The sequence below is a fragment of the Endozoicomonas sp. ALB032 genome (genome assembly GCF_049310125.1).
Taxonomy (GTDB): Bacteria; Pseudomonadota; Gammaproteobacteria; order Pseudomonadales; family Endozoicomonadaceae; genus Endozoicomonas_A.
Genome location: NZ_JBLYNW010000001.1, coordinates 1,920,237 through 1,944,832, shown reverse-complemented (window position 1 = coordinate 1,944,832; position 24,596 = coordinate 1,920,237). Strand labels below are relative to the sequence as shown.

Annotated in this window: 17 protein-coding genes, 4 tRNA genes and 3 rRNA genes; 12 read left to right on the top strand and 12 right to left on the bottom strand. The window is 48.3% G+C overall.

Annotated features, from left to right (window positions below; all coding sequences use genetic code 11):
- Positions 1-26 precede the first annotated feature (26 nt).
- The 4 genes from ACO6VG_RS06780 to ACO6VG_RS06765 all read left to right on the top strand — a co-directional run bounded on the left by ACO6VG_RS06780 (position 27) and on the right by ACO6VG_RS06765 (position 877).
- Positions 27-299 (top strand): oxidative damage protection protein, encoded by a 273-nt coding sequence (locus ACO6VG_RS06780; RefSeq protein WP_422136221.1) that lies wholly within the window; start codon positions 27-29, stop codon positions 297-299.
- A 20-nt stretch (positions 300-319) separates the two neighbouring features.
- A complete protein-coding gene (locus ACO6VG_RS06775) occupies positions 320-538 on the top strand; it encodes a hypothetical protein (RefSeq protein WP_422136220.1) in 219 nt (72 codons plus the stop codon).
- Between the two features lie 146 nt (positions 539-684).
- Positions 685-760 (top strand) — tRNA-Phe (locus ACO6VG_RS06770).
- 41 nt (positions 761-801) lie between these two features.
- Positions 802-877: transfer RNA gene (locus tag ACO6VG_RS06765), tRNA-Phe, on the top strand.
- A gap of 86 nt (positions 878-963) precedes the next feature.
- Here the strand turns inward: ACO6VG_RS06765 and ACO6VG_RS06760 are convergent.
- Positions 964-1,623 (bottom strand): XRE family transcriptional regulator, encoded by a 660-nt coding sequence (locus ACO6VG_RS06760; protein ID WP_422136219.1) that lies wholly within the window; start codon positions 1,621-1,623, stop codon positions 964-966.
- Positions 1,624-1,747: 124 nt separating this feature from the next.
- On the opposite strand from ACO6VG_RS06760, the gene ACO6VG_RS06755 reads away from it, so the two are divergent.
- The gene (locus ACO6VG_RS06755; protein WP_422140061.1) at positions 1,748-3,517 is read left to right on the top strand and encodes a DEAD/DEAH box helicase; all 1,770 of its coding nucleotides are present in this window, start codon (positions 1,748-1,750) and stop codon (positions 3,515-3,517) included.
- A gap of 69 nt (positions 3,518-3,586) precedes the next feature.
- Here the strand turns inward: ACO6VG_RS06755 and ACO6VG_RS06750 are convergent, their stop codons facing one another.
- A complete protein-coding gene (locus ACO6VG_RS06750; protein WP_422473234.1) occupies positions 3,587-4,717 on the bottom strand; it encodes a hypothetical protein in 1,131 nt (376 codons plus the stop codon).
- 488 nt (positions 4,718-5,205) lie between these two features.
- Between ACO6VG_RS06750 and ACO6VG_RS06745 the strand changes: the two genes are divergently transcribed.
- Positions 5,206-5,643 (top strand): hypothetical protein, encoded by a 438-nt coding sequence (locus ACO6VG_RS06745; RefSeq protein ID WP_422136216.1) that lies wholly within the window; start codon positions 5,206-5,208, stop codon positions 5,641-5,643.
- A 100-nt stretch (positions 5,644-5,743) separates the two neighbouring features.
- On the opposite strand, the gene ACO6VG_RS06740 is transcribed toward ACO6VG_RS06745, so the two are convergent.
- From ACO6VG_RS06740 to efp, 8 genes are all read right to left on the bottom strand, one after another.
- On the bottom strand, positions 5,744-6,556 hold the full coding sequence (locus ACO6VG_RS06740) for a formate/nitrite transporter family protein (protein WP_317144287.1): 813 nt from the start codon (positions 6,554-6,556) through the stop codon (positions 5,744-5,746).
- Positions 6,557-6,827: 271 nt separating this feature from the next.
- Positions 6,828-6,943 (bottom strand): 5S ribosomal RNA (rrf, locus tag ACO6VG_RS06735).
- A gap of 209 nt (positions 6,944-7,152) precedes the next feature.
- Positions 7,153-10,634 (bottom strand): 23S ribosomal RNA (locus tag ACO6VG_RS06730).
- Positions 10,635-10,963: 329 nt separating this feature from the next.
- Positions 10,964-11,039: transfer RNA gene (locus ACO6VG_RS06725), tRNA-Ala, on the bottom strand.
- A gap of 17 nt (positions 11,040-11,056) precedes the next feature.
- Positions 11,057-11,133 (bottom strand) — tRNA-Ile (locus ACO6VG_RS06720).
- Positions 11,134-11,285: 152 nt separating this feature from the next.
- Positions 11,286-12,842, bottom strand: a 16S ribosomal RNA gene (locus ACO6VG_RS06715).
- Together the 16S, 23S and 5S rRNA genes with 2 tRNA genes alongside form the textbook arrangement of a ribosomal RNA operon.
- Positions 12,843-13,440: 598 nt before the next feature.
- Positions 13,441-14,439: an EF-P lysine aminoacylase EpmA gene (gene epmA, locus ACO6VG_RS06710; protein ID WP_422139470.1), complete on the bottom strand. Its 999-nt coding sequence runs from the start codon at positions 14,437-14,439 to the stop codon at positions 13,441-13,443.
- A gap of 107 nt (positions 14,440-14,546) precedes the next feature.
- On the bottom strand, positions 14,547-15,116 hold the full coding sequence (gene efp / locus ACO6VG_RS06705) for an elongation factor P (RefSeq protein ID WP_252177617.1): 570 nt from the start codon (positions 15,114-15,116) through the stop codon (positions 14,547-14,549).
- A 29-nt stretch (positions 15,117-15,145) separates the two neighbouring features.
- Here efp and epmB point away from each other — a divergent pair, with 29 nt between their 5' ends.
- The 3 genes from epmB (at position 15,146) to ACO6VG_RS06690 (ending at position 18,358) form a co-directional block, all read left to right on the top strand.
- Positions 15,146-16,201, top strand: coding sequence for an EF-P beta-lysylation protein EpmB (epmB, locus tag ACO6VG_RS06700; RefSeq protein WP_422139469.1), 1,056 nt, complete (start codon positions 15,146-15,148; stop codon positions 16,199-16,201).
- Between the two features lie 93 nt (positions 16,202-16,294).
- The gene (locus ACO6VG_RS06695) at positions 16,295-17,971 is read left to right on the top strand and encodes a hypothetical protein (RefSeq protein WP_422473232.1); all 1,677 of its coding nucleotides are present in this window, start codon (positions 16,295-16,297) and stop codon (positions 17,969-17,971) included.
- Between the two features lie 132 nt (positions 17,972-18,103).
- Entirely contained in the window at positions 18,104-18,358 is a 255-nt protein-coding gene (locus ACO6VG_RS06690) for a hypothetical protein (RefSeq protein WP_422139468.1), read from the top strand.
- Between the two features lie 76 nt (positions 18,359-18,434).
- Here ACO6VG_RS06690 and ACO6VG_RS06685 read toward each other — a convergent pair whose 3' ends face one another.
- A complete protein-coding gene (locus tag ACO6VG_RS06685; RefSeq protein WP_422136206.1) occupies positions 18,435-19,298 on the bottom strand; it encodes a YicC/YloC family endoribonuclease in 864 nt (287 codons plus the stop codon).
- Positions 19,299-19,615: 317 nt separating this feature from the next.
- Here ACO6VG_RS06685 and rph point away from each other — a divergent pair, with 317 nt between their 5' ends.
- Together rph and ACO6VG_RS06675 are read left to right on the top strand one after the other, a co-directional pair.
- Positions 19,616-20,335 (top strand): ribonuclease PH, encoded by a 720-nt coding sequence (gene rph, locus ACO6VG_RS06680; protein ID WP_422136205.1) that lies wholly within the window; start codon positions 19,616-19,618, stop codon positions 20,333-20,335.
- 311 nt (positions 20,336-20,646) lie between these two features.
- Positions 20,647-22,062, top strand: a complete 1,416-nt coding sequence (locus ACO6VG_RS06675) for a hypothetical protein (protein WP_422136204.1) — start codon at positions 20,647-20,649, stop codon at positions 22,060-22,062.
- Between the two features lie 190 nt (positions 22,063-22,252).
- On the opposite strand, the gene ACO6VG_RS06670 is transcribed toward ACO6VG_RS06675, so the two are convergent.
- On the bottom strand, positions 22,253-23,029 hold the full coding sequence (locus ACO6VG_RS06670) for an exodeoxyribonuclease III (protein ID WP_422136203.1): 777 nt from the start codon (positions 23,027-23,029) through the stop codon (positions 22,253-22,255).
- Positions 23,030-23,941: 912 nt separating this feature from the next.
- Here ACO6VG_RS06670 and pyrE point away from each other — a divergent pair.
- Positions 23,942-24,586 (top strand): orotate phosphoribosyltransferase, encoded by a 645-nt coding sequence (pyrE, locus tag ACO6VG_RS06665; protein ID WP_422136202.1) that lies wholly within the window; start codon positions 23,942-23,944, stop codon positions 24,584-24,586.
- Positions 24,587-24,596: the final 10 nt, after the last annotated feature.

Sequence of the window (24,596 nt, the reverse complement as noted above, 5' to 3'; positions counted from 1 at the left end):
TACTGATTAAGAAAATGAGGATACCCATGGCCCGTACCGTACATTGTGTAAAACTCAAAAAAGAAGCCGAAGGTCTTGCTGTACCACCTCTGCCCGGACCCAAAGGCCAGTGGGTTTATGAGAACGTTTCCCAGACAGCCTGGAGCGAATGGCAAGCCCACCAGACTCGCCTGATTAACGAGAAACACCTCAACTTGCTGGACCCTGAAACCCGCAAATACCTGACCGAACAGATGGATAAGTTTTTCGCCGGTGAAGATTATGATACCGCCGATGGTTTTGTGCCTGAGCAGAAGTAAACTGATTAGGAGCCTCTACCATGAACATCAAAGACATTTCCATCTCTAACAACAAAAAGAAGCAGATCCTCTCTGCTATCAGCGACCACTCCGTCCTCTTTCAGGAAGAAAATGGCGACATTGTTGTAGATACCCGGGCCTATCAGACTTACAAGGAAGAAAAAGGGCAGGCACCGATTGAAGAAATAGCGGAACTGGACTCTCTGGAAGAATTGGCAGACTATGTCGTTTTTCAATGACAAAGCAAGCTCTGTCTGCTGCGTTACATCTCTAATCTATTGATCCAACCCAATTTTTTTGTTCAAAAGACCGAAAATCGTTGTAGCCGACTTGACTCAGAGGGGTGAAATCCGTTTAATACGCCTCGCACATGATTGCATGAAACGCCTGGGTAGCTCAGTTGGTAGAGCAGCGGATTGAAAATCCGCGTGTCGGTGGTTCGATTCCGCCCCTAGGCACCATTGATCTTCACGATGGTGCTATTAAGTCGAAAAGCAGTCTGGCCTGGGTAGCTCAGTTGGTAGAGCAGCGGATTGAAAATCCGCGTGTCGGTGGTTCGATTCCGCCCCTAGGCACCATATATCAAAGGGTTACGAGAAATTGTAACCCTTTTTTTGTGCGCCGAAAAAATTTACAGATTAATAGTGTACCTCTGAAGCGCTACTCAGACCGCCCTGGCACACCAGATGACCTTGCCCACAACTGGATTCTCTTCCACCTTTTTCAGATCCATATTCCAACGGGGATATTCAGGGTTATCACTGGTTATTTTCAGTTCATGCTGCACCTGTTTTACCCGCTTGGCCATCAAACCATCTTCGGTTTGAATAAGGTAAACAGCTTCACTATGGACTGATCTCCGGGACAGATCCACCAACACCTGATCTCCGTCCTGAAAGGTGGGCAGCATACTGTCACCGCTGATGGTGACAAATGCCAGACTTTCACCGGAAACGCCCAATTGTCGGCTCAGAAAGGTTTTATTGAAAGCAAAATAATCGCTGACTTCTTCACCCTGAACAGCTGAACCCATTCCTGCACTGGCCTCTACATCAAACATAGGAGCGAAGACAATTTCTTTACTTTCTTTAGTATCAGATATTTGTCCACTGTCGTTTTGATTGCCAGTCAGCAACCAGTTCAGGTCGACCCGAAACTCATCATAGAGACTTTCCAGATAGGCCATGGAAGGGCGGCTTGTACCCCGACAGATTTTATAGATGTGAGAGGCGGATTTGCCTGTCATTTCGGCAAACTGCTTTTTGTTTCCCTTTGCCAGACGATCAACTATCAACTGGAATCGACGCGCGAAAGCGTTTGCCATACTCTGTTTTGTCCTGAAATAAGAATGAAAGAGCAATTATACAACAGCAGATCTGATTAAACGTGCACAGATAAAAAAGAGGCCTGCTGTTCAGCCTTTAGCAAAGGACCGATATAATCAGCCAATGACTTTCCAGCTACGCCCTTATCAACAAGACGCTGTTTCCAGAGTGATACAGCACTTTCGCAACAGTGACGACCCTGCCCTTGTGGTACTGCCCACAGGTGCTGGCAAGAGCCTGGTCATCAGTGAGCTGGGACGCATTGCCCGTGGCCGGGTCCTGGTTCTGGCTCATGTCAAAGAGCTGGTTGAACAGAATCATGTCAAATACGAAAGCTATGAGCTGAAAGCTTCCATATTCAGTGCCGGGCTGGGCAAGAAAGAGGCTACTGAGCAGGTTGTATTTGGCAGTGTTCAGTCTGTCGTTAAAAACCTGGATCAGTTTAATGACGAGGACTTCACGTTGCTGGTCATAGATGAGTGTCATCGGGTTTCTCTGGAGAAAACCTCCAGTTATCACAAGATTATTGAGTACCTTCAAAAGCTCAATCCAAAGCTGAAAATACTGGGATTAACGGCAACGCCCTACCGGCTTGGCATGGGTTGGATTTATCAGCATTACCTGCCCGGAAACCAAAAAGGCACCCTGCGAACGGCAGAAAAGCGATTTTTCAAAAGCTGCATTTATGAACTTCCGTTGTCGTACATGATCAAAAACAACTATCTGACACCGGCAACCTTGATTGATGCTCCTGTTGTTTTTTACGACTTCAGTCTTTTATCAAGGGACCGTTTTGGTCGCTACAGCGAAGCTGATCTGAACACGCTGCTCAAGGGCGAAGGGCGGGCGACACAACAGATCATCAATCAGGTTCTGAAAGCGTCGGAAAACAGAAAAGGTATCATGATCTTCGCTTCTACCGTGGACCATGCCCGGGAAATAATGGGCTATCTGCCAGAATCTGAATCCGCTTTGATCATTGGTGACACGGCTACTCAGGAACGCGATAACCTGATTCAGGCTTTCAAGGCTCAGAAGATCAAATATCTGGTCAACGTCTCGGTCTTAACCACCGGCTTCGACGCCCCCCATGTTGATCTGATCGCTATTCTTCGCCCCACCGAATCTGTCAGCCTTTATCAACAGATTGTGGGCCGTGGGCTTCGTCTGGCAGGAGGCAAGAAAGATTGTCTGGTTATAGATTTTGCCGGCAATCGCTATGATCTGTTTAGCCCTGAAATAGGTAGTCCAAAGCCAGACTCCCAATCCGTTGCGGTGACAGTTCCCTGCCCTGCCTGTGGCCATGAGAACAGCTTCTGGGGCATTGTCGATGATGACGGTGATCTGATCGAGCACTATGGTCGCCGTTGCCAGGGCGTTGAAACGTTTGAAGGTCAAATCGTTCGATGCGACTTCCGCTATCGTTTCAAGGAGTGTCAAGAATGCGGTGCAGAAAACGACATTGCCGCGAGAAAATGTCATCAATGCAGAAAAACACTGGTTGATCCGGATCAAAAACTGCGAGATGCCCTTAACCTGAAAGACTGTATGGTGCTTCGTTGCTCCGGTATGACGATGGAATCTGACTCCGGAGGAAATCACCCCAGAATCAAAATCACCTACTACGATGAAGACGGAGCTGAAGTCAGCGAGTATTTCCGTCTGGACACCGCTGCCCAACAAGGTGCTTTTTATCATCACTTTGGCAAACATGCCCTGATTAATCGTGCTGAGCCCTTCAGGGCAAAGTCAGTCGACTCCGTTATCAGTCAACAAAAGAAATTTCGCAAACCAGACTTCGTGATTGCCAGAAAAGAGAAACACTACTGGTCGGTCGTTGATAAGCTCTTTGATTATGAGGGTCATTACCGAAAGGCTTATGAGGCTGAATAACTCCTCCTCATACTCTAGACCTATTATGAAGGTGCCTGAAGCAAGACATTTATGACAGCAATAATCAGACTAAACCTCTCTTTCGACAGATTCTCTTATGTCATATTGAGAGAGTTCATGTCTGATGCGCGTGTTTAATTCATCGCGATTAAGCCAAATAAGTTCTTCGATGTGTTGGATATTCCTGCTTTTGAAATCCATAGATAAGAGTAAGATGAATCGTCTCTTGGCTAACAATGAGTCACAGTTCAGGATCTGCCTGCGAAATTCTTCGGATGCAATCATTTTTTTTCTCAGAGGATCTCCCAGATTATAAAACAAGCCCTTTGCTAATTTATTAAAGAAAATAATCAGCAGGTTTTCGACTGTTCCATCGGGTTTACCGGGATCCAGATCCGGACGGTCAAGTAGTGTAAGTGCTAAATGAGGGTTATTTAACAATATGGCCTGACCGATAAGGCTAACAGGGATCTTTCTTTCACCCGTTTTTTTATAAAATGAAAACTCAGGAGGAAATTTAATATGAAAGGAAGATTTAAAAGGCCCTGAGTACTCAAATCCTATTTTTGTATTTACCCGGGTTCTGGGATCGCTGGCCAGTAATTCACTGATTACGCCTCTGTTTTTGGCTCCTACCTGGCTGTTTACTAATTCCGTTGGTGTCATGTACATACTTCCAGTAAAATCTTGAATACAATTGACGCTATTAACGTTGGTATCATTGTTTTCCAGTAACACCTTCATTATTTTTGATGTGAAATCAGCAGGCGAATAACTAGAGTGCCTGCCACTGCGAACAAATAGTCGGGGGAGGTTACCTTCTCCTTTTTCATAGCTTTCACTCGCCAATACTGTATCCGGTAATGCTCCATAGTTAATTAACAATTGGAGTGCTTCCGTTTTACCATGAACTGCCGCCTGAATGGCCGGATTTCGATTTTTTTGCTTCAAGCAAAGTTGTAAAGAGGTCGGGTGCCTGTCAATGATATAGCTGATCAGCTTAGTATCGTTGTGTTTGGCTGCTTTCATTAATGCTGAATCTGGTCCTCTTAATTTCAGATGCAATTTGTTAACTTTATGCTGAGCCCAGGAACAGGTCCGTGTCTCACTGTTCTGTTGTCCTTGAGCTGAATTGCTTCTACCAAGCAGGCTGTGATTCTCAAGAATATGGCTATTGGGTGCTCCTCCAGTGGCTATCATCTCTCTTCTCCTTTTTTAATTTCATATTCCTTAGATTATTATTTTTTTATAAAGTTCAACGGTATCCTTACTTTTTTTACTTCAATCCGGATAATGAATCATATCCGCTGATAGGGCTCACAGCTGGAGTAATTGTAGAGACATCAATCTATTATCAAGCTCCTGAATCTGATTTAATCGCCTCTGTCCGTGATACAGAACACAGGTGGGACTTACTGAACATAGGTACAAATCAGTCCTGCTGCTGGTCAGTAACTACTTTTAATTCCTTATGGTATTATCCTTGTCCATAAACATTTGCTTAAGGCATTAAGTACTCAGCCATACGGAATCGAATATTTCTGGCTTATTGGGCAGGTGCTCTGCAAGGCACAACGACGGGAACATAGCAAGCTATATGACCAGGGTTGCAACGCAGTCAGAGTGCCTGAACAATGAGTCAGAAAATATGATTTCGTATGGTTGAGTACTTACAGTAGAATAATGACATGATCTGGATCATCGCACTCATTGCTCTGATTATTATTGGTAACTTCATGTGGCTCCTGCCTTCCAAATCAGACAGGCGTCGTATGAAGCTTAGAAACAAAGCCATCTTGTCTGGCTTTACCTGTCGGGAAATCAAAGACAAAGATCTTTTACCTGAATCTGCCATTATCGAGCAGAGCCCATGGCTTGAGTATTCCACTGTGTCTTTGACTGAAGATAATGATCCCGTTATCGTTCTGGAAAAAGCCGATGGATGCTGGCCTGAAAACACTAGAGTCGGCTCTGAAAAGCTCTCCAAATTACCTGCTTCCGCTGTCAGAGTGAGCTTCCGGGCAGGTTCCATCGCAGTACTCTGGAATGAAGAAGGTGAACTGGAGGATGTTCAGACTATCATGGATTTTCTTGAGAGCGTTGCGGTTACAGAGCCCCGGCAATAAACCTGAGCCACCACGTAAAATTCCTTCCGTTCTTTTCTTTTTTCTCAAGACAACTTTTGTGACTACCTCTTTATGTAAGAGAGGCAGTCACTCTGATACGTTAAGCCAGTCCTCGCTCCGGGCTGGTTCTTACATGGGTCAAATAAAGTGGCAGGCCAACCAAAAGGAAACCTCCTACCAAATTCCCCAGAGCGGTAGGCAGTTCATTCCAGATCAGGTAATCCATCACAGTAAACTCACCACCCATGATCATTGAGAAGGGAAAAAGGAACATATTGACAATAGAGTGCTCGAAGCCCATGAAGAAAAACAGCATAATAGGCATCCACATGGCCACCATCTTTGCACCTGCAGACGTTGAGATCATGGCGCCGACAACCCCCATTGATACCATCCAGTTACAGAGCATTCCCCGAACAAAAATCGTTAACCAACCTGCAAGACCATGCTCCTGATAGCCCAATGTTCTCGACTCACCAATGGCGGAGACTTTCGCAGCTATGGCTCCACCATCAATGCTGTAGCCATAGGTCAAAATAAACGACACAAAGAAAGCAGTAGTCAGTGCTCCGGCAAAATTCCCCAGAAATACCAGACCCCAATTCCTGAGAAGCCCTCGCATATCCACACCAGGTCGTTTATCAATTAACGCCAGAGGAACCAGGGTGAAGACGCCGGTCAACAAGTCAAATTTCATGAGATACAACATGATAAAACCAATCGGGAACAACAGAGCTCCGATCAGCGGTGAGCCAGTATTGATAGTCACTGTAATGGCAAAGATAGCCGCCAGTCCCAGAATAGCTCCTGCCATGAAGGCTCGAATAAAAGTATCTTTGGTTGACATAAAGATCTTTGACTCACCGGAGTCCACCATTTTTTTGACAAACTGATCGGGTTCGATATAAGCCATATAATTCCATCTCGCTAATTTTATTATTCGTCGAGTCCTGCACAGCAAAAAAGATGCCTGTCTTTTGATTTATCACTTAACAATTTGATTTTTAATAAGTTAACTATTTACAGGATGGCAAGTACCTGAAGAAAATAGTTGATGGGAAAGAAGTGAATCGGTGCATTTTGTGTGAACATGCACCAAAGAAGGAAAAAGTTTTGAGAGTAATGGGATACGATTAAACAAAAACCCCGATCAATCTCTCAACCGGGGTTTTGCTTTATTCAATGCCTGGCGATGACCTACTCTCACATGGGGAAGCCCCACACTACCATCGGCGATGTGTCGTTTCACTTCCGAGTTCGGGATGGGATCGGGTGGTTCCAACACTCTATGGTCACCAGGCAAAACTGGTCGAGCCGTTGGCTCTCGAGCTGGAAGCTTTAAGCTGGAGGCTTGAAGCTGTTTCTCGAAAACCAAGGCTCTGGAATCCAAATATCTTTTAAGCTGTGTGTCTATTCTTGCTCAACACTCTCGTTCACTGTGTACGGCTTCAAGCTTCCAGCTTCCAGCTTTTGCTGGCAGCTTCGCTGCGCAAATCGCTTTGGCGTTATATGGTCAAGCCTCTCGAGTCATTAGTACGGGTTAGCTCAACGCCTCACAACGCTTACACACCCCGCCTATCAACGTCATAGTCTTTAACGTCTCTTATGGGCCTTACGGCCAGGGAAGTCTCATCTTGAAGGGGGCTTCCCGCTTAGATGCTTTCAGCGGTTATCCCGTCCGAACTTAGCTACCGGGCAATGCGTCTGGCGACACAACCCGAACACCAGTGGTTCGTCCACTCCGGTCCTCTCGTACTAGGAGCAGCTCTTCTCAAACTTCCAACGTCCACGGCAGATAGGGACCGAACTGTCTCACGACGTTCTAAACCCAGCTCGCGTACCACTTTAAATGGCGAACAGCCATACCCTTGGGACCGGCTTCAGCCCCAGGATGTGATGAGCCGACATCGAGGTGCCAAACACCGCCGTCGATGTGAACTCTTGGGCGGTATCAGCCTGTTATCCCCGGAGTACCTTTTATCCGTTGAGCGATGGCCCTTCCATTCAGAACCACCGGATCACTATGACCTACTTTCGTACCTGCTCGAGATGTACCTCTCGCAGTCAAGCTGGCTTGTACCATTACACTAACCGCACGATGTCCGACCGTGCTTAGCCAACCTTCGTGCTCCTCCGTTACTCTTTGGGAGGAGACCGCCCCAGTCAAACTACCCACCACACAATGTCCCCGATCCTGCTAAAGGACCTGGGTTAGAACCTCAATATTGCCAGGGTGGTATTTCAAGGTTGGCTCCATGCAGACTGGCGTCCACACTTCAAAGCCTCCCACCTATCCTACACAAGCAACATCAAGATCCACTGTGAAGCTGTAGTAAAGGTTCACGGGGTCTTTCCGTCTAGCCGCGGATACACTGCATCTTAACAGCGATTTCAATTTCACTGAGTCCTGGGTGGAGACAGCGTGGCCATCGTTACGCCATTCGTGCAGGTCGGAACTTACCCGACAAGGAATTTCGCTACCTTAGGACCGTTATAGTTACGGCCGCCGTTTACCGGGGCTTCGATCAACCGCTTCTCTTGCGATAACAGCATCAATTAACCTTCCGGCACCGGGCAGGCGTCACACCGTATACGTCCACTTACGTGTTAGCACAGTGCTGTGTTTTTAATAAACAGTCGCAGCCACCTGGTATCTTCGACCAGCCTCAGCTTACGGGGCAAGCCCGATCACCAAAGCCGGCGCACCTTCTCCCGAAGTTACGGTGCCATTTTGCCTAGTTCCTTCACCCAGGTTCTCTCAAGCGCCTTGGTATTCTCTACCTGACCACCTGTGTCGGTTTCGGGTACGGTCCCTTTTGACCTGATGCTTAGAAGGTTTTCCTGGAAGCCTGGCATCAACCACTTCCCCACCTTGGTGGGTTCGTCATCAGTTCTCGGCTTTGTGAACCCGGATTTGCCTGAGTCCACAGCCTACGACCTTAAACAGGGACAACCATCGCCCTGCCGGCCTAGCCTTCTCCGTCACTCCATCGCAGTCAAAAGGGGTACAGGAATATTAACCTGTTTCCCATCGATTACGTCTTTCGACCTCACCTTAGGGGCCGACTCACCCTGCGCCGATTAGCGTTGCGCAGGAACCCTTGGTCTTCCGGCGAGGGAGCCTCTCACTCCCTTTATCGTTACTCATGTCAGCATTCGCACTTCTGATACCTCCAGCCCACCTTCCGGTGAACCTTCAACGGCTTACAGAACGCTCCTCTACCGGTTCAGTTGTCAGTTTGCAGTTGTCGGTTGTCAGTTTGAACTGAGTTATTTAAAACTCTTGTGCAAACTAACCAACATCTTACTGACTTGATTGTATTCGGTTTTGAGGTCTTGCCATTGCTGATCGTCAATGTAATTGAGATCAAGGCAGTACCTTAACCAAACTCTCATTTCGTCAGATGATCCGATAGCCATCAATATGAACCTTCGAAACTCTGCTTTTGAGATGATCAGTTTCCCATGTCCTTCAGCAATATTTGCACAGATTCCTTTACTGGCTCTGCGCATCTGATCAGCAAGTCCATGCATTTGTTCAATTCTCGGAAATTCCAGCGAGAGCTTGTGAACTTTCAAAGAAAGCTTATAGGCCCGTTGAAATACTTCTAAATCTTCAAATCGCTGCATACTTACTTCTCATACTGCCAACTGACAACTGTAAACTGACAACTGAACCCCGTAGCTTCGGTGAATAGTTTGAGCCCCGTTACATCTTCCGCGCGAGCCGACTCGACCAGTGAGCTATTACGCTTTCTTTAAAGGGTGGCTGCTTCTAAGCCAACCTCCTGGCTGTCTGGGCCTTCTCACATCGTTTCCCACTTAACTATTACTTTGGGACCTTAGCTGACGGTCTGGGTTGTTTCCCTTTCCACGACGGACGTTAGCACCCGCCGTGTGTCTCCCGTGATTGCACTCATCGGTATTCGGAGTTTGCATGGGGTTGGTAAGCCGGGATGGCCCCCTAGCCCAAACAGTGCTCTACCCCCGATGGTGAGACACGAGGCGCTACCTAAATAGCTTTCGAGGAGAACCAGCTATCTCCGGGCTTGATTAGCCTTTCACTCCTATCCACAAGTCATCCCCTGGCTTTTCAACGACAGTGGGTTCGGTCCTCCAATCAGTGTTACCTGATCTTCAACCTGCTCATGGATAGATCGCCCGGTTTCGGGTCTATTCACTGCGACTGGACGCCCTGTTAAGACTCGCTTTCGCTACGGCTTCCCTATACGGTTAACCTTGCCACAGAAAATAAGTCGCTGACCCATTATACAAAAGGTACGCAGTCATCAGTGGCCAGTTGTCAGTTGTCGGTGGTCAGTTTTGTTCAGCGTCAATTTCAACACCTCTGCAAATCTGCCCGTATTTTCCAACTTGACGACCTGGTAATCAGTCATCTGCTGTCGCTTGCCTACTGGCAACTGACAACTGACAACTGACCACTGACTCCCACTGCTTGTACGTACACGGTTTCAGGTTCTGTTTCACTCCCCTCAACGGGGTTCTTTTCGCCTTTCCCTCACGGTACTGGTTCACTATCGGTCAGTCAGGAGTATTTAGCCTTGGAGGATGGTCCCCCCTTGTCTCCGAAAAGACGGTTCAGACAACATTTCACGTGTGCCGTCCTACTCGATTTCACAATAACTGGCTTTTCGCGTACGGGGCTATCACCCACTATGGCCACACTTTCCAGAGTGTTCCGCTAAACCAAAAATTGCTTAAGGGCTACTCCCCGTTCGCTCGCCGCTACTGGGGGAATCTCGGTTGATTTCTTTTCCTCCGGGTACTTAGATGTTTCAGTTCCCCGGGTTCGCCTCCTAAACCCTATGTATTCAGGTAAAGGATACTCACTTGTGTGAGTGGGTTTCCCCATTCGGACATTCCTGGATCAACGCCTGTTTATCGGCTCCCCAAGACTTTTCGCAGATTACCACGTCCTTCATCGCCTCTGACTGCCAAGGCATCCACCGTGTACGCTTAGTCACTTGACCATATAACCCAAAACGATCTCTTCGAGATCTCAGTTGTCAGTTGTCGGTGACCAGTGGTCAGTCGATTCGTGGCAACTGATGGTTATAGGCAATAACTACCTTTAACGATCTTCAGTAACCGGCAACTGTCAACTGACAACCGGCCACTGATACGCCCTACACTTGAGAGTGTCTCAGCAAGAATTTCATTAAAAGACCAAAGTCTTTTAAATCAACTCAGCTTAATTTAAGTTTGGATTCCACATTGTTAAAGATCGCATTGTCCGCTTTCTATTAAAGAAGGGGACAATGAAGCAAAATACGCTTAATGAATGAGTCGTTCGGATTAATGGTGGAGCTAAGCGGGATCGAACCGCTGACCTCCTGCGTGCAAAGCAGGCGCTCTCCCAGCTGAGCTATAGCCCCATATTCCGAATCATGATTGGTGGGTCTGGGCAGACTCGAACTGCCGACCTCACCCTTATCAGGGGTGCGCTCTAACCAACTGAGCTACAGACCCAATCCTGCTGGTTCAGCGCACCGCCAAAACAACCGATTCATTAAACACACTTTTTTAAAGAACAAAACTAACAACTGCCAACTGACCACCGTCAACTGACAACTGATAATCAAACAATTCGTGTGAACGCTTATGGAAGGTCGGTCTTCGTTTAAGGAGGTGATCCAGCCCCAGGTTCCCCTAGGGCTACCTTGTTACGACTTCACCCCAGTCATGAATCACTCCGTGGTAACCGCTCTCCCGAAGGTTAAGCTAGCTACTTCTGGAGCAACCCACTCCCATGGTGTGACGGGCGGTGTGTACAAGGCCCGGGAACGTATTCACCGTGACATTCTGATTCACGATTACTAGCGATTCCGACTTCATGGAGTCGAGTTGCAGACTCCAATCCGGACTACGATGCACTTTCTCAGATTAGCTCCACCTCGCGGCTTGGCAACCGTCTGTATGCACCATTGTAGCACGTGTGTAGCCCTGGCCGTAAGGGCCATGATGACTTGACGTCGTCCCCACCTTCCTCCGGTTTGTCACCGGCAGTCTCCCCAGAGTGCCCACCCGAAGTGCTGGTAACTGAGGATAAGGGTTGCGCTCGTTGCGGGACTTAACCCAACATCTCACGACACGAGCTGACGACAGCCATGCAGCACCTGTCACTGCGTTCCCGAAGGCACCCCTCTATCTCTAAAAGGTTCGCAGGATGTCAAGGCCAGGTAAGGTTCTTCGCGTTGCTTCGAATTAAACCACATGCTCCACCGCTTGTGCGGGCCCCCGTCAATTCATTTGAGTTTTAACCTTGCGGCCGTACTCCCCAGGCGGTCTACTTATCGCGTTAGCTGCGTCACCAGAAATGCAAGATCCCCGACGACTAGTAGACATCGTTTACGGCGTGGACTACCAGGGTATCTAATCCTGTTTGCTCCCCACGCTTTCGTACCTCAGCGTCAGTGTCAGACCAGAGTGTCGCCTTCGCCACTGGTGTTCCTTCCTATATCTACGCATTTCACCGCTACACAGGAAATTCCACACTCCTCTTCCGCACTCTAGCTTGCCAGTTTTGGGTGCCGTTCCCAGGTTGAGCCCGGGGCTTTCACATCCAACTTAACAAGCCGCCTACGCACGCTTTACGCCCAGTAATTCCGATTAACGCTCGCACCCTCCGTATTACCGCGGCTGCTGGCACGGAGTTAGCCGGTGCTTCTTCTGCGAGTAACGTCACAGATGCAGGGTATTAACCTACACCCTTTCCTCCTCGCTGAAAGTGCTTTACAACCCTAGGGCCTTCTTCACACACGCGGCATGGCTGCATCAGGCTTGCGCCCATTGTGCAATATTCCCCACTGCTGCCTCCCGTAGGAGTCTGGGCCGTGTCTCAGTCCCAGTGTGGCTGATCATCCTCTCAGACCAGCTACGGATCGTCGCCTTGGTAGGCCTTTACCCCACCAACCAGCTAATCCGACGCAGGCTCATCCGATAGCGCAAGGTTCCGAAGAGTCCCCTGCTTTCCCCCCTCTTCCGAAAAAGAGTAGGACGTATGCGGTATTAATCCGGATTTCTCCGGGCTATCCCCCACTACCGGGCAGATTCCTACGTGTTACGCACCCGTCCGCCGCTCGTCAGCAACTAGCAAGCTAGTTCTGTTACCGCCCGACTTGCATGTGTTAGGCCTGCCGCCAGCGTTCAATCTGAGCCATGATCAAACTCTTCAGTTTAAATCGTTTTGTCAGCTGCCCCGAAGAACATGCTGACTGCTCAATCTTTGCAATCAAACGTACATGTTAGAATTAACGAGTATGTTCGCTTGCTTGATCAGCATTTAAATCATTCCAGAGCAAAGCTCTGTTGACCGATGCCATTCGCACAAGCGCCCACACGAATTGTCTGATAATTTGTTAAAGAACTGGATTAAAACAAGAAGGTTTTAACCGGCTGATTCAGCGGTCAGCGCTGTTCAGCAAGGCCGCTATCTTACCGCGACCGTTTTTGTTGTCAAGCCTTGTCTTTGCCAAGGAGTCAAAGCGGCTTTCCAACCCGCTAAACTGACAAACACTTATGATTAATCAGTGTTGTTTTTCCTGTTCAGCGGCGGCGCATTCTACATCGCCAAACCAGACTGTCAACCAATATTTTATTGATTGCAATGCCGTCTGCCAGTAATGGAATATTGCGCCGGATAAGTAGAATGAATTATACGTCTGAAACCGACTATGGCAACAGAGGATTAATACCTAATGCTCAATAGTGCTATTCAGGCACCCAATCATTCCAACGACAAATGTCGCTTGAAAACCGGCTTGACGATCTGTTTGCTCAGGCCCTGAAGAAATCGAACGCAACGACATCTGCAATTTTCTTTTTGTTCAGCATTAACATCAGGAGGCGATCAAGCCCCATAGCGACACCAGCGCAATCGGGCATACCTGACCTCAAGCCTTCAACAAGATGATGATCGTAAGGGTAAACTGGTCTGCGCAGTTCTCTACGATTAGCCTGCTCCGTTTTGAAACGCATCTGCTGCTCTTCAGCATGGGTCAGTTCGTGGTAACCATTGGCCAGTTCAACACCGTTAACAAAAAGCTCGAATCGTGCTGCCACCCGGTCCCCTTGATCATTTGTATGAAGCTTCGCCAGAGCAGCCATACTGGCTGGGTAGTCGTAGACGTAAACGCCATTGAGCTCACCGGCCTCACCGACACCGAGCTCGGGTTCAATCTTCTTTGAAAACAACAGATCAAGACAATCATTTCTTTCCAGGCCTGAGAGTGCCTCATCGACATGCTTTTTAACCAGATCAGAAAGCGCCTCATCTGTTGCCCCATGAGGATTCAGTCCCAGTTTTTCCTGAAAAATGCCCCCATAACTGACTCTCTCTATCTCTTTAAAAGCTGTCACTGAAGACAGGAGTGAGGTCATATCATCCATTAACTGGTGCGGATCCATTCCGAGTCGGTAATATTCAAGCATCGTGAATTCAGGATTATGGCGCCCGCCTGCCTCTCCATTACGAAACACTCGACCCAGAGAATAAATATCACCACTTCCCGCAGCCAAAAGCCTTTTCATTGGAAACTCGGGTGATGTATGCAGGTAGCAAGTTTGCTCACTACCTCCACCGATAGGTAAAAAGCTAGTGACAAAACTATCGATATGAAGATCTACAGTTGCGCTGGCAGAAAGCATGGGCGTATCCACTTCCATCACTTGCTGCTCGTCGAAGTACTGCCGGATTCTGGCGAACAGCCGGGCTCTTTCTTGCAGTGTCGAGATTGAGGCAGAGGGCTTCCAGTTGTCGGATGACATGTAAGTCATACTCCATTTGCCAAATGAGTCACATGTTAGCCCTCAGAGGGACGCAATCAATTAAAGCGGCGGACGATGCTAAAGCCCTCCAGCCAAAGGCTGGAGGTAACGGTCAATTACTTCACACGACCCACATACTCACCAGTTCGGGTATCGATTTTCAGAACTTCACCTTCAGTGATAAACAAAGGCACCTTCACGGAAGCGCCAGTACTTAGCTTGGCTGGCTTGGAGCCGCCCTGGGCAGTATCACCTTTCAGGCCCGGATCGGTTTCAATGACTTCCAGCTCTACGAAATTAGGTGCGCTCACAGAAAGAGGAGATCCGTTGTAAAGGGTTACGGAGTATACTTCCTGCTCCTTGAGCCAATCGAGAGTATCCCCCACGGCTTCCTTGCTGGCAGCGTGCTGCTCGAAAGAACCGTCAGTCATCATGAAGTGCCAGAATTCACCGTCGGTGTAGAGGTACTCCATGTCATAGTCCATCACGTCTGCCGCTTCGATGCTTTCACCAGACTTGAAGGTACGCTCCCAGACACGGTTGCTCATCAGGTTGCGGAACTTGACGCGGTTAAAGGCCTGACCTTTACCCGGTTTTACAAACTCGTTTTCAATGATGACGCAGGGATCACCTTCCAGCATCACTTTGAGACCTGAACGAAATTCGTTGGTACTATAACTAGCCATCGGACACTACCAGCAAAATGAAAACCCCTATGATAACCCGTTACGAGGACGGTGTGCATACTGACAAGCTATCAACCCGTTTTATGCTTCCTGAAGAGCAACCAGACAACTGGAAAAAAGTGCTGGCTGATTCAGTCACCGACCCTGAAGTATTGCTCAACATTCTGAATCTTCCAGACACTTTGTTGCCGGGGGCCATCAAAAGCGACAAGTCTTTTCGTATGCGGATTCCACGTCCTTTTATAGATCGGATGACCCGGGGTGACCAGTACGATCCGCTGCTCAGACAGGTTCTGCCTCTGGGTGAAGAGTGTGAGGAAGTCAGTGGGTTCAGTCTCGACCCTCTGGCAGAACAGTCTCAGAACCCGACCGAGGGCATTATTCATAAATATCAGGGAAGACTGCTTCTGATTATCAGCGGAGCCTGTGCCATAAACTGCCGCTTCTGCTTTCGGCGACATTTCCCTTATGAGGACAACCGGCTGGGCGGAGACAACTGGATGCAGGCGATAGAATACATTCGCACTCAGAACAGTATTCATGAGGTCATATTAAGTGGCGGAGATCCACTGGCTACCACGGATAGTCGCCTTGCTCGTATGGTAGAGGCACTGTCCGATATACCCCATGTGAAAACGCTTCGAATTCATACCCGACTGCCTATTGTTATTCCCCAGAGAGTCACCAAAGAAATGCTTCATTGGTTTTGTAGCGGAAGGCTGAAACCCGTTATGGTGATTCACTGCAACCACGCCAATGAGATCGATGAACAGGTTGAACGAGCGCTGCAAAAGCTGAGACAAGCGGGTGCAATAGTATTGAACCAGACGGTGCTGCTTAAAGGCATCAATGATGACTCCGGATCACTGGCCGATCTGAGTCACACCCTGTTCAATGCCGGAGTTCTACCCTATTACCTGCATCTTCTGGACCGGGTTCAGGGTGCCGCCCACTTTGACGTAACGGAAGAAAGAGCCAAAGTGCTCGTTAACGAGCTGATGCAGAAATGTCCGGGTTACCTGGTCCCCAGGCTGGTCAAAGAAGTAGCAGGAGAAGCCAGCAAAACCCCCATACCGGTTAATTAGCCTGTCTGTCACGCTGGATTCTTTAAGCCCGTGATCTTAATATAAGAAATGGTCCTAAAGGATTTTTAACAGGCAGACAATCAGGATGATTTCATGGACGCGCAGAACGAAAGGATTCCGCTGCAGCTCCCGTCTCAGAGCCTGAACACTTTATCGTTCAGCCAGACCGATGTGCACGGAGTTCATCAATGGCTCAGTGAGCTGCCTAAAATTGATAGATCTTTGTCGTTTAAATCAATAGGGCAGGCATTGGAAGAGCTGGCTCGCCTCAAAGTACAGCCTTCTCTTCAGTGGTCTCTGGTTGAGCAATTCAGACCCGTCGTTTATTTTCTGGTTCATCAGAGTCAGAATCAGGTTCTGAAAGATATCATCACTTTTAACGATGCTCAGCAGGTAGAATACGATAATTGTCTGAAACTGCTGCTCAGACTGCTGAGAGTCTACAAAGTGATTGTGCGCAGCAGCCAGAACCAGGAGGATGCTTCCAGCCCTCTGGGCGCCGCATTGCATCGCTCACTGACTGAAAGTGCCTCCATTCTGCTCTTTACCTGTGAGTATTATCGACCTGCTCCCGAGCGGGTGTGGCTGGAAATGCACACCCTGTACTTTACTGCCCGCACACAAAATCTGGACACTTTCAGCCTAGAGGATGCCATCACTACCAAGGCCAGAAAACTGTCTCTTTCAGATCTGTATAAGCGTGCATTGCTACTCAGTCGTTCCCGATCCAACCAGCTGAGACCTCAGGAAATCCGACAGATTTTCAAGGCCCTCTGTCTCTGGGCACCGCACAGCAAACTCGAGCCGGTTGAAAACAGCCGGTCGCACTTTGTGGTCAATCTGGATTCCGATGAAGGGCTGCTCTACAGCTCTCTATTGGAAGGAGAAAAAAATGATCACCTTATGGCTCTGGATTCCAGGCTGCTGACCGCGCACCTCAAAAAGCTGAGCGAATCGGTCTCGGAAGAAAAACCCGGAGCTCTGACAAAACGGGTCATTGATCATCTGGCAGCTGCATGGAGCCTTCCCGGGCAACGAAAACACCAACGTCAGACAAGCTCAGACAGCTGTGAAATCTGCTTTGGCTTCAGCGCTGTTCATTATTTCCTGCACGGCCAGCAGTCGTTTGATGAAATGGTTTCCAGACATATAGCCCATAACCAATCCGGTATGAGTAGCTTCTCTTCCAATGACAGTAGTGATGCCTGGTCCGAAGCCCATGACACCCATACGGATGAAGATACAAAGATGTCCACGAGCACTTCATCCATTCAATTTGCCCGCTCAGGCAATCAGGGCTCTCTCTATCCCGTCTATGATTGCTCGATCATCAATACCTGCGCAGGGGGTTACTGCCTGAGCACCAGTGGTGATCTTGAACGCCAACTGCGAACCGGGGAGCTTCTGGCCGTCAGGGAAACCGGCCAGAAAAACTGGTTACTGGCCGCAGTCCGTTGGGTTCAGGTGAATAATCAAAAAGATCTGCTCATAGGTTTGGAACTTCTGTCTGCCTCAACAAAACCCTGTGCGCTTACGCCTCTGAAAAAAAACATGGACACCAGTCACTATCAGAGAGCTTTCCTTCTACCGGTCATGCCAGCCGTGAATGATATGCCCACCCTGATAACGCCCAGGGTCTCATTCAAAAGTGGACTGAAATTCACTCTGCTTCAGGGAGACAAAATCCGAAAAGGTCAACTGCTGGAATGCATCTCCAGTTCACCAGGCTATAGACAGTTCAAATTTCGGCTGCTGGAAGATCAGTACTGATCGCTTCTATACTTTTTTCGATTCAACCCTGAAGATCGAAGCAGGGGCAATAAAGTGTTCAGCAACCATTCTTTGCAATATGTACTACCATTCATCTTCCTTCTGACAGGCTGTAGCACCACTCAGGAGGTCATGGATTCCTGGCACGGCCACCACGTAGAAGAAGCCATCAGTAACTGGGGAGCCCCCAGTTCCATGCTGGAACTGAAGAATGGTAATAAAGTTTATAGCTGGGTCTCTAACTGGGGCTCAGCCTACCTGATGAGCACTTGTCGACAGTCGTTTACTACTTCTTCCAACGGCGTCATTCAAAACTGGCGATACACGGGCTGCCCTTACTGGCAATCGATATCGATGGATAAAATTAAAAAGATGTCGTCTGAGTGACACTTCCACCGTCGCCAGAACGCAGGAGGCGCCATGGTTAGCACTTAACGATGTTCAAAACTGATACCAGAACAAATCACTCGATATTCTGAATCTGCTCCCGCATCTGCTCAATCAACACCTTAAGATTAACGGCACTTTGTGTCAGACCTGCGTTGATGGATTTTGAGGACAGCGTATTGGCTTCCCGGTTGAGTTCCTGCATCAGGAAGTCAAGTCGGCGCCCGATAGCTCCTTTCTTGCCCAGGGTGTGTTTAACTTCAGAAACATGGGTCGACAAACGATCCAGCTCTTCATCAACGTCCATTTTCTGAGCCAGAAACACTAATTCCTGTTCCAGTCGATCCGGGTCCAGTTCAGCCTTGGCTTCTTTCAGACGATCCATGATTTTTTGTCTTTGGGACTCCAGCAAATCAGGGAGAACAGAACGCACGCTCTCTACTTCTTCGGTCACGCCTTGCAGCCTTAAACGGATGAACTTCTCCAACTCGCCCCCTTCTCTGCGACGGAAATCCGACAGCTGTATCAGAGCCTCTTCAAAGGCTTTGATAACCGCCGCATGAACCGGAGCCATATTGGTCTCTTCATTGTCCATAATGCCGGGCCATTGCAAGACCTCCAGAGGATTTACGCCGGAAGCATTGATGAAGTAGGTTTCAACTTTGTTGACCACTGACTGCAGAGCTTCCAGGGCCGATTCATTGACGTTCATCTGCTGCTGACCTTCTGCCAGTTGCAGCTTTAATGAACATTCGACCTTACCCCTGTGCAGGTGCTTTCTCAATGCTTCTCGCAATGCAGGTTCTACTTCCCTGACAGCTTCTGGCAGACGAAAATGAGGCTCCAGGTAGCGATGATTGACTGAACGAATTTCCCACACCAGACTGCCCCAGCCCTCCTGGACCTGAGTGCGGGCAAATGCCGTCATACTGGAAGTCATAAGTATCCCTGTTAAAAGAACCGTCAGCCACATCGGCTGAGCATAAATTACTGCACTGAAAAGCAACCGCCCCGAGTGCCGCCTTTGAAGATGTCGGAATCCTGATCAACTCGGATCAGGAAGCAGAACGGGAACCACCCAATCTTTTTCAGAGCGAAAGTTTGTGGTCCGGTGTTGCAGGATACATCAACAGCAAGCAGTATCAAGCCTCGATCAACTTCCGGCCATTAATGGTTATTTTATGGCAAACATAGAGCCCAACGTCGGCGTTGGTTATAATTCCGCTTTTAATATTCCCGGCGGTAGAAGGTAAGACAATGCGGCGTCCTAGTGGAAGAACTGCGGATCAGTTACGCAACATCAAAATCACTCGTGAGTACACCATGCACGCTGAAGGATCAGTGCTGGTTGAGTTTGGCAACACCAAAGTGATCTGCACAGCGTCTGTCGACAGGTCAGTCCCCCGATTTCTGAAAGGTTCCGGACAAGGCTGGGTGACCGCCGAATACGGTATGCTGCCCCGATCAACCACAGATCGCATGGGCCGCGAAGCCGCCAGAGGCAAGCAGGGTGGCCGCACTCTGGAAATTCAGCGTCTCATTGGCCGCTCACTGCGTGCTGCTGTTGACCTGAAAAAACTGGGCGAGAATTCCATCACCATCGACTGTGATGTTATCCAGGCAGACGGTGGTACCCGTACAGCCTCTATTACCGGTGCCTGCGTGGCTCTTGTTGATGCGATCCGCCATATGCAAAGGAAAAAGATCATCAAGAATGATCCATTCCTTCAGTTGATTGCTTCTGTTTCTGTAGGTATTTACAAAGGCAGCCCGGTTCTTGATCTGGATTATCCGGAAGACTCCAACGCTGAAACCGATATGAACGTTGTCATGACAGAAGAGGGTGGTTTCATTGAAATTCAGGGTACCGCTGAAGCAGCACCGTTCAGTCAAAACGAGATGACAGCCATGTTAGCTCTGGCTAAAGCAGGCATTAATGACCTGATTAACCTGCAGAAAGAGGCTCTGGCAGAATAAACCGCTTGATCCAGACCGCCTGCCGGTCTGGCATAACCCGATGGGACGAAAGGATATTGATAACCGACAGCCTGGCAGCTATCTGTTAAATGCGAGACAGTCTGCGAGAATGCAAAAATCCTGTCGAATCACAAAAGAGCACATCGAAAGGGCAAGACCTTTTGATGTGAACCGGGATGATTTCCCAAGCCCTGCGACTGACATCTGCCCTTTCATGAGTGAAGACACAAAAAACACACTTATTTTCTTGATCTATCCTTCCTCTCTGTAAACCAGAAGGCAAAGATAGAACTATTAAACACTTACTCTTTTTGGCACTGCTGTTACTGACGTTGTCTGCCATCTGCCAGGCTAAACCCTTGACAAAACACTTTGTTATCGAGCTTGAACGGAATGCAGATTTTTCAAACCAGAACTTTTTGATAAAGCTTGACCGACGAACATTGTCAGGCAACCCGTCTGAGATTGCCGACACAAACGGCTATACAGAACCCGATTCACAGACTGATAACAAACGACACAAACCTGACAGTTACTGGATAAAAAAAACCTCCCAGTGCCCAACCCCTTATTCATGGCTGCTTCTGGAAGCGGTTATCACTGTCGGCTGGCTTTTAAAAAACTATTGGAACCCCGACTCATCGCTGTTTAACCCAATTGAAGGACAGGAGACGGGTCAAAATCCCCCGTTTGCGATCACCACTATGATGCCTGGCACTGAACAGGACCAACCACAATATCAGTCATCACAATCACCGGGCCAGAATACCTCACAGGCCACTACTCATATTACATGCTATTACAGCGGCCTACTGTATTCTGACACTGGCGGCGGTAATGAAGACCCTGGACAATCCCTCCATACTTTGGGTTTAAATTGTTTTGTCTATCCCTGTGACGACGTTTGTCGATTCCGACAATCTTCCGACCCATCCAATAGTGTAAACGGAGTCGCCTCAAACTCAATGGTTTCAGAGACAGCTGATACAACTCCCCCTGTCGGACAGGCAGCCTGCAACGTGATCCTGATGGGAGATGATGGCCAGCTGCGGCAATGCGGGAAGGTCTTCAAGAATGAAAGAGTACTTATTTCTCACAAAAGCAAATACCACACCGGGCAAAAAACCTGCGACTTAACTTTAGTCGGTGAGGATGGTCAGCTTGGGCCATGCGGAATGGTCTGCCAGAATGCTAAAGCCCTGTCGAACCACAAAACCCAATATCACACCACGCAAAAAATCTGTGGCGTAAGAGTCGTCGGAGAACTTGGCCAGCTTCGGCCATGCGGAACGGTCTGCCAGAATGCACAAGTCCTGTCGAATCACAAAAGATACGCCCACACCAGGCAACAAATCTGTGGTGCAACCGTTACCGGGGAAGATGGCCAGCAGCGACTGTGCGGGAAGATCTACAAGCATAAGCTAGCCCTGTCGTATCACAAAACCAAATACCACACCGGGCAAAAAACCTGTGACGTAATACTAGTCAGCGAGGATGGCCCGTCAAGGCCGTGCGGAATGGTCTGCCAGAATGCTAAAGCTCTGTCGAATCACAAAAGAACCCACACCAGACAAAAAACCTGTAACCTGACAGTAATCGGGGAGGATCGCCAGCCACGGCCATGCGGATGGGTCGGTCAGAATGCTAAAGCCCTTTCGAATCACAAAAGAATTCATCGAAAACGCAAGCCTGTTGATGCGAACCAGGATAATGACCTCATCCCTTGAACTGATACCCGCCCTTTGATGAGAAAGTCAAAAAAACACACTTATTTTCTTGATCTATCCTTCCTCTCTGTAGATCAGGAGGCAAGGATAGAATTATTAAACACCCACTCTTTGCGACACTGCTGTTACTGTCATTGTCAGGCAACCCGTCTGACATTATCGACACAAACTGCTATTAAGAAGGTACAGATCAGCTCTCCAGTTCCCAGTCAAAATCGATGATGACCGGCGCGTGGCTGGAGAAAGCCTGGTTTTTGTAGATGCCGCCATTCAGGACACTGTGACGCATCCCGGCCGTAATGATCTGATAATCAATACGCATGCCCAGATTATCGTGACGCAGAAACTCATCCTGCCACCAGCTGTATTTGCCAGACTCACGATCCACTTCACGATAAGCATCAAAGAAGCCCATATCACCCAGCAGACCTTCCATCCAGCCACGTTCAGCAGGCTGAAAACCGGAAACTTCTTCAGAATCGCGCCAGTTGGCCACATCAATCTTGCGATGAGCAATGTTCCAGGTACCCGCCATAATGAATTCACGGCGCTTGCGACGCTGTTTGTTCAGATGATGGGAGTAATTGTCCAGAAAGCGATACTTGAAGTTCTGGCTGGCAGCATCATGACCTTCAGGCACATGCATGCTGGCAATACTGATCTTGTCAAAGTCAGCCTGAATATAACGCCCTGTTTCGTCCGCCTCGGAAAAACCAAGCCCGCTGATAATAGCTTTGGGCGCCTGACGTGTATAAATGGCTACACCGCCACAATCTTTCCTGTCATAACCACCGTGTGCATAACAGAAATATCCATTGAGCTGATACTGGTCTTCTTCCATTGCAAACTCATCTTCTCGAATGTCCTGCAAACAGATGACATCGGCATCCTGGTCCATCAACCAGCCAAGCAGACCTTTTTCACGCGCGTTTTTTATGCCTTCGCAATTAAAGCTGATAACTCTCATTATTGACTACACCTTACCTGAACCAGACCTGGCCCGGCATAAAGCAAACTACCTGATTGAACTGTCGACCTGAGTCAACAGTCATTAAAACAGGCTTAATCCTGCATCTGCCTCAGGCCAATGAGGGTGTTGCAAAAGCAGCGACAAAGCTGAGACAGGGAAAAAAGTGGCAAAAAGCGAAGTTTACAAGGAGTAAATGAGCATTTTGAATCACCTTTTAACGCAGTATCAGTCAGGCACAGCACCTTTGCGACGGCCTCCAATGACTTGGGAATCGACTCATAACCTGAATAGTCACAGGTCTCTCTCCATAACCAGAGCATTGCTTCCCGGATCCGGGACCAGCCTTATACAGCCCTGATTAAACCCTGGAAATGACTTAATAGTTAAAAGTGCTGCATTTCCAAGGTAAAAGTTCAACTACACAGAGTACAGGAAAAGAGGGAATTTTAACTGAAGAATGATACAGGGTTGTCGCCGATATGTTTATCCGCATAAATGCTGCAACAGCTTCTCAAAATATCAGAGCAGTGCACTGTCGTCAGGCATCAAAACATCACTTTGGCTTTTTTTCATTTAAAGACACTACTTTCGAGAATAGCTGCACCCATGGATAGTTGGCAAAGGTATTTTCAAAATTGAGGGTTCCCATACAGTTTACTGACCTTCTTACTCAAGGCTAAACACAGAATTACAAACTCACTGTCGTAAGAATAGCGTTCAGCATTTCCGATCCATTTTATGGGGTTTTATAAAAGCCTCCTACAGGTTGACGGTTCGTCCTGCTGCAAGCGGCGCCAGTGACCCAAACTTTATTTGACCGGAATCATGTAAATCGCTTCAGAGCCTGCATGAGAAGAATTTTCGCGGTAAAATAAAGCTACCTTTTTTCGAATAAGCACTTGATAGATCATGCTCGATTATCAGAGAGAATTTCTAGACTTCGCCCTGCAAGAACAGGTGATTCGCTTCGGTGAGTTTACCCTCAAATCTGGCAGAAAATCGCCCTACTTCTTTAATGCCGGCCTTTTCAACACTGGCGAAGCCATCAGCAAAATGGGGCAGTTCTATGCTCACGCCCTGGTCAATTCTGGTATTGAGTACGATATTCTTTTTGGTCCGGCCTACAAGGGCATCCCTCTGGCCACTACCACTGCAGTTGCATTATCTGAGCATCACGACCTCAATACGCCCCTGTGTTTCAACCGCAAGGAAGTTAAAGAACACGGCGAGGGAGGCAATATCGTCGGAGCCCCCCTTGAAGGTCGTGTCATTATTGTGGATGACGTGATCACAGCAGGTACTGCTGTTCGTGAAGTTATGGAAATTATTGATCAGAGCCCTGCCAGTCCGGCGGGAGTCATGGTTGCTCTGGACCGTCAGGAAAAAGGCAAGGGCGAACTGTCAGCCATCCAGGAAGTTGAGAGAGATTTTTCCATCCCTGTGGTCAGCATTGTCACACTGAATGACCTTTTGTCGTACGCCGAAGAGAATAAAGATATAAAGATGCATGCCCCTGCCATCAGGGAATACAGGGAACGTTACGGAGTCTCATAACAATCTCTGG

Coding starts and splice junctions, on each gene's coding strand:
- ACO6VG_RS06755 (WP_422140061.1), top strand. CDS start 1,748: ATGACTTTCCAGCTACGCCCTTATCAACAAGACGCTGTTTCCAGAGTG.
- ACO6VG_RS06745 (WP_422136216.1), top strand. CDS start 5,206: ATGATCTGGATCATCGCACTCATTGCTCTGATTATTATTGGTAACTTC.
- pyrE (WP_422136202.1), top strand. CDS start 23,942: ATGCTCGATTATCAGAGAGAATTTCTAGACTTCGCCCTGCAAGAACAG.
- rph (WP_422136205.1), top strand. CDS start 19,616: ATGCGGCGTCCTAGTGGAAGAACTGCGGATCAGTTACGCAACATCAAA.
- epmA (WP_422139470.1), bottom strand. CDS start 14,439: ATGACTTACATGTCATCCGACAACTGGAAGCCCTCTGCCTCAATCTCG.
- ACO6VG_RS06750 (WP_422473234.1), bottom strand. CDS start 4,717: ATGATAGCCACTGGAGGAGCACCCAATAGCCATATTCTTGAGAATCAC.
- ACO6VG_RS06670 (WP_422136203.1), bottom strand. CDS start 23,029: ATGAGAGTTATCAGCTTTAATTGCGAAGGCATAAAAAACGCGCGTGAA.
- epmB (WP_422139469.1), top strand. CDS start 15,146: ATGATAACCCGTTACGAGGACGGTGTGCATACTGACAAGCTATCAACC.
- efp (WP_252177617.1), bottom strand. CDS start 15,116: ATGGCTAGTTATAGTACCAACGAATTTCGTTCAGGTCTCAAAGTGATG.
- ACO6VG_RS06780 (WP_422136221.1), top strand. CDS start 27: ATGGCCCGTACCGTACATTGTGTAAAACTCAAAAAAGAAGCCGAAGGT.
- ACO6VG_RS06740 (WP_317144287.1), bottom strand. CDS start 6,556: ATGGCTTATATCGAACCCGATCAGTTTGTCAAAAAAATGGTGGACTCC.
- ACO6VG_RS06690 (WP_422139468.1), top strand. CDS start 18,104: ATGGATTCCTGGCACGGCCACCACGTAGAAGAAGCCATCAGTAACTGG.
- ACO6VG_RS06695 (WP_422473232.1), top strand. CDS start 16,295: ATGGACGCGCAGAACGAAAGGATTCCGCTGCAGCTCCCGTCTCAGAGC.
- ACO6VG_RS06685 (WP_422136206.1), bottom strand. CDS start 19,298: ATGACTTCCAGTATGACGGCATTTGCCCGCACTCAGGTCCAGGAGGGC.
- ACO6VG_RS06775 (WP_422136220.1), top strand. CDS start 320: ATGAACATCAAAGACATTTCCATCTCTAACAACAAAAAGAAGCAGATC.
- ACO6VG_RS06760 (WP_422136219.1), bottom strand. CDS start 1,623: ATGGCAAACGCTTTCGCGCGTCGATTCCAGTTGATAGTTGATCGTCTG.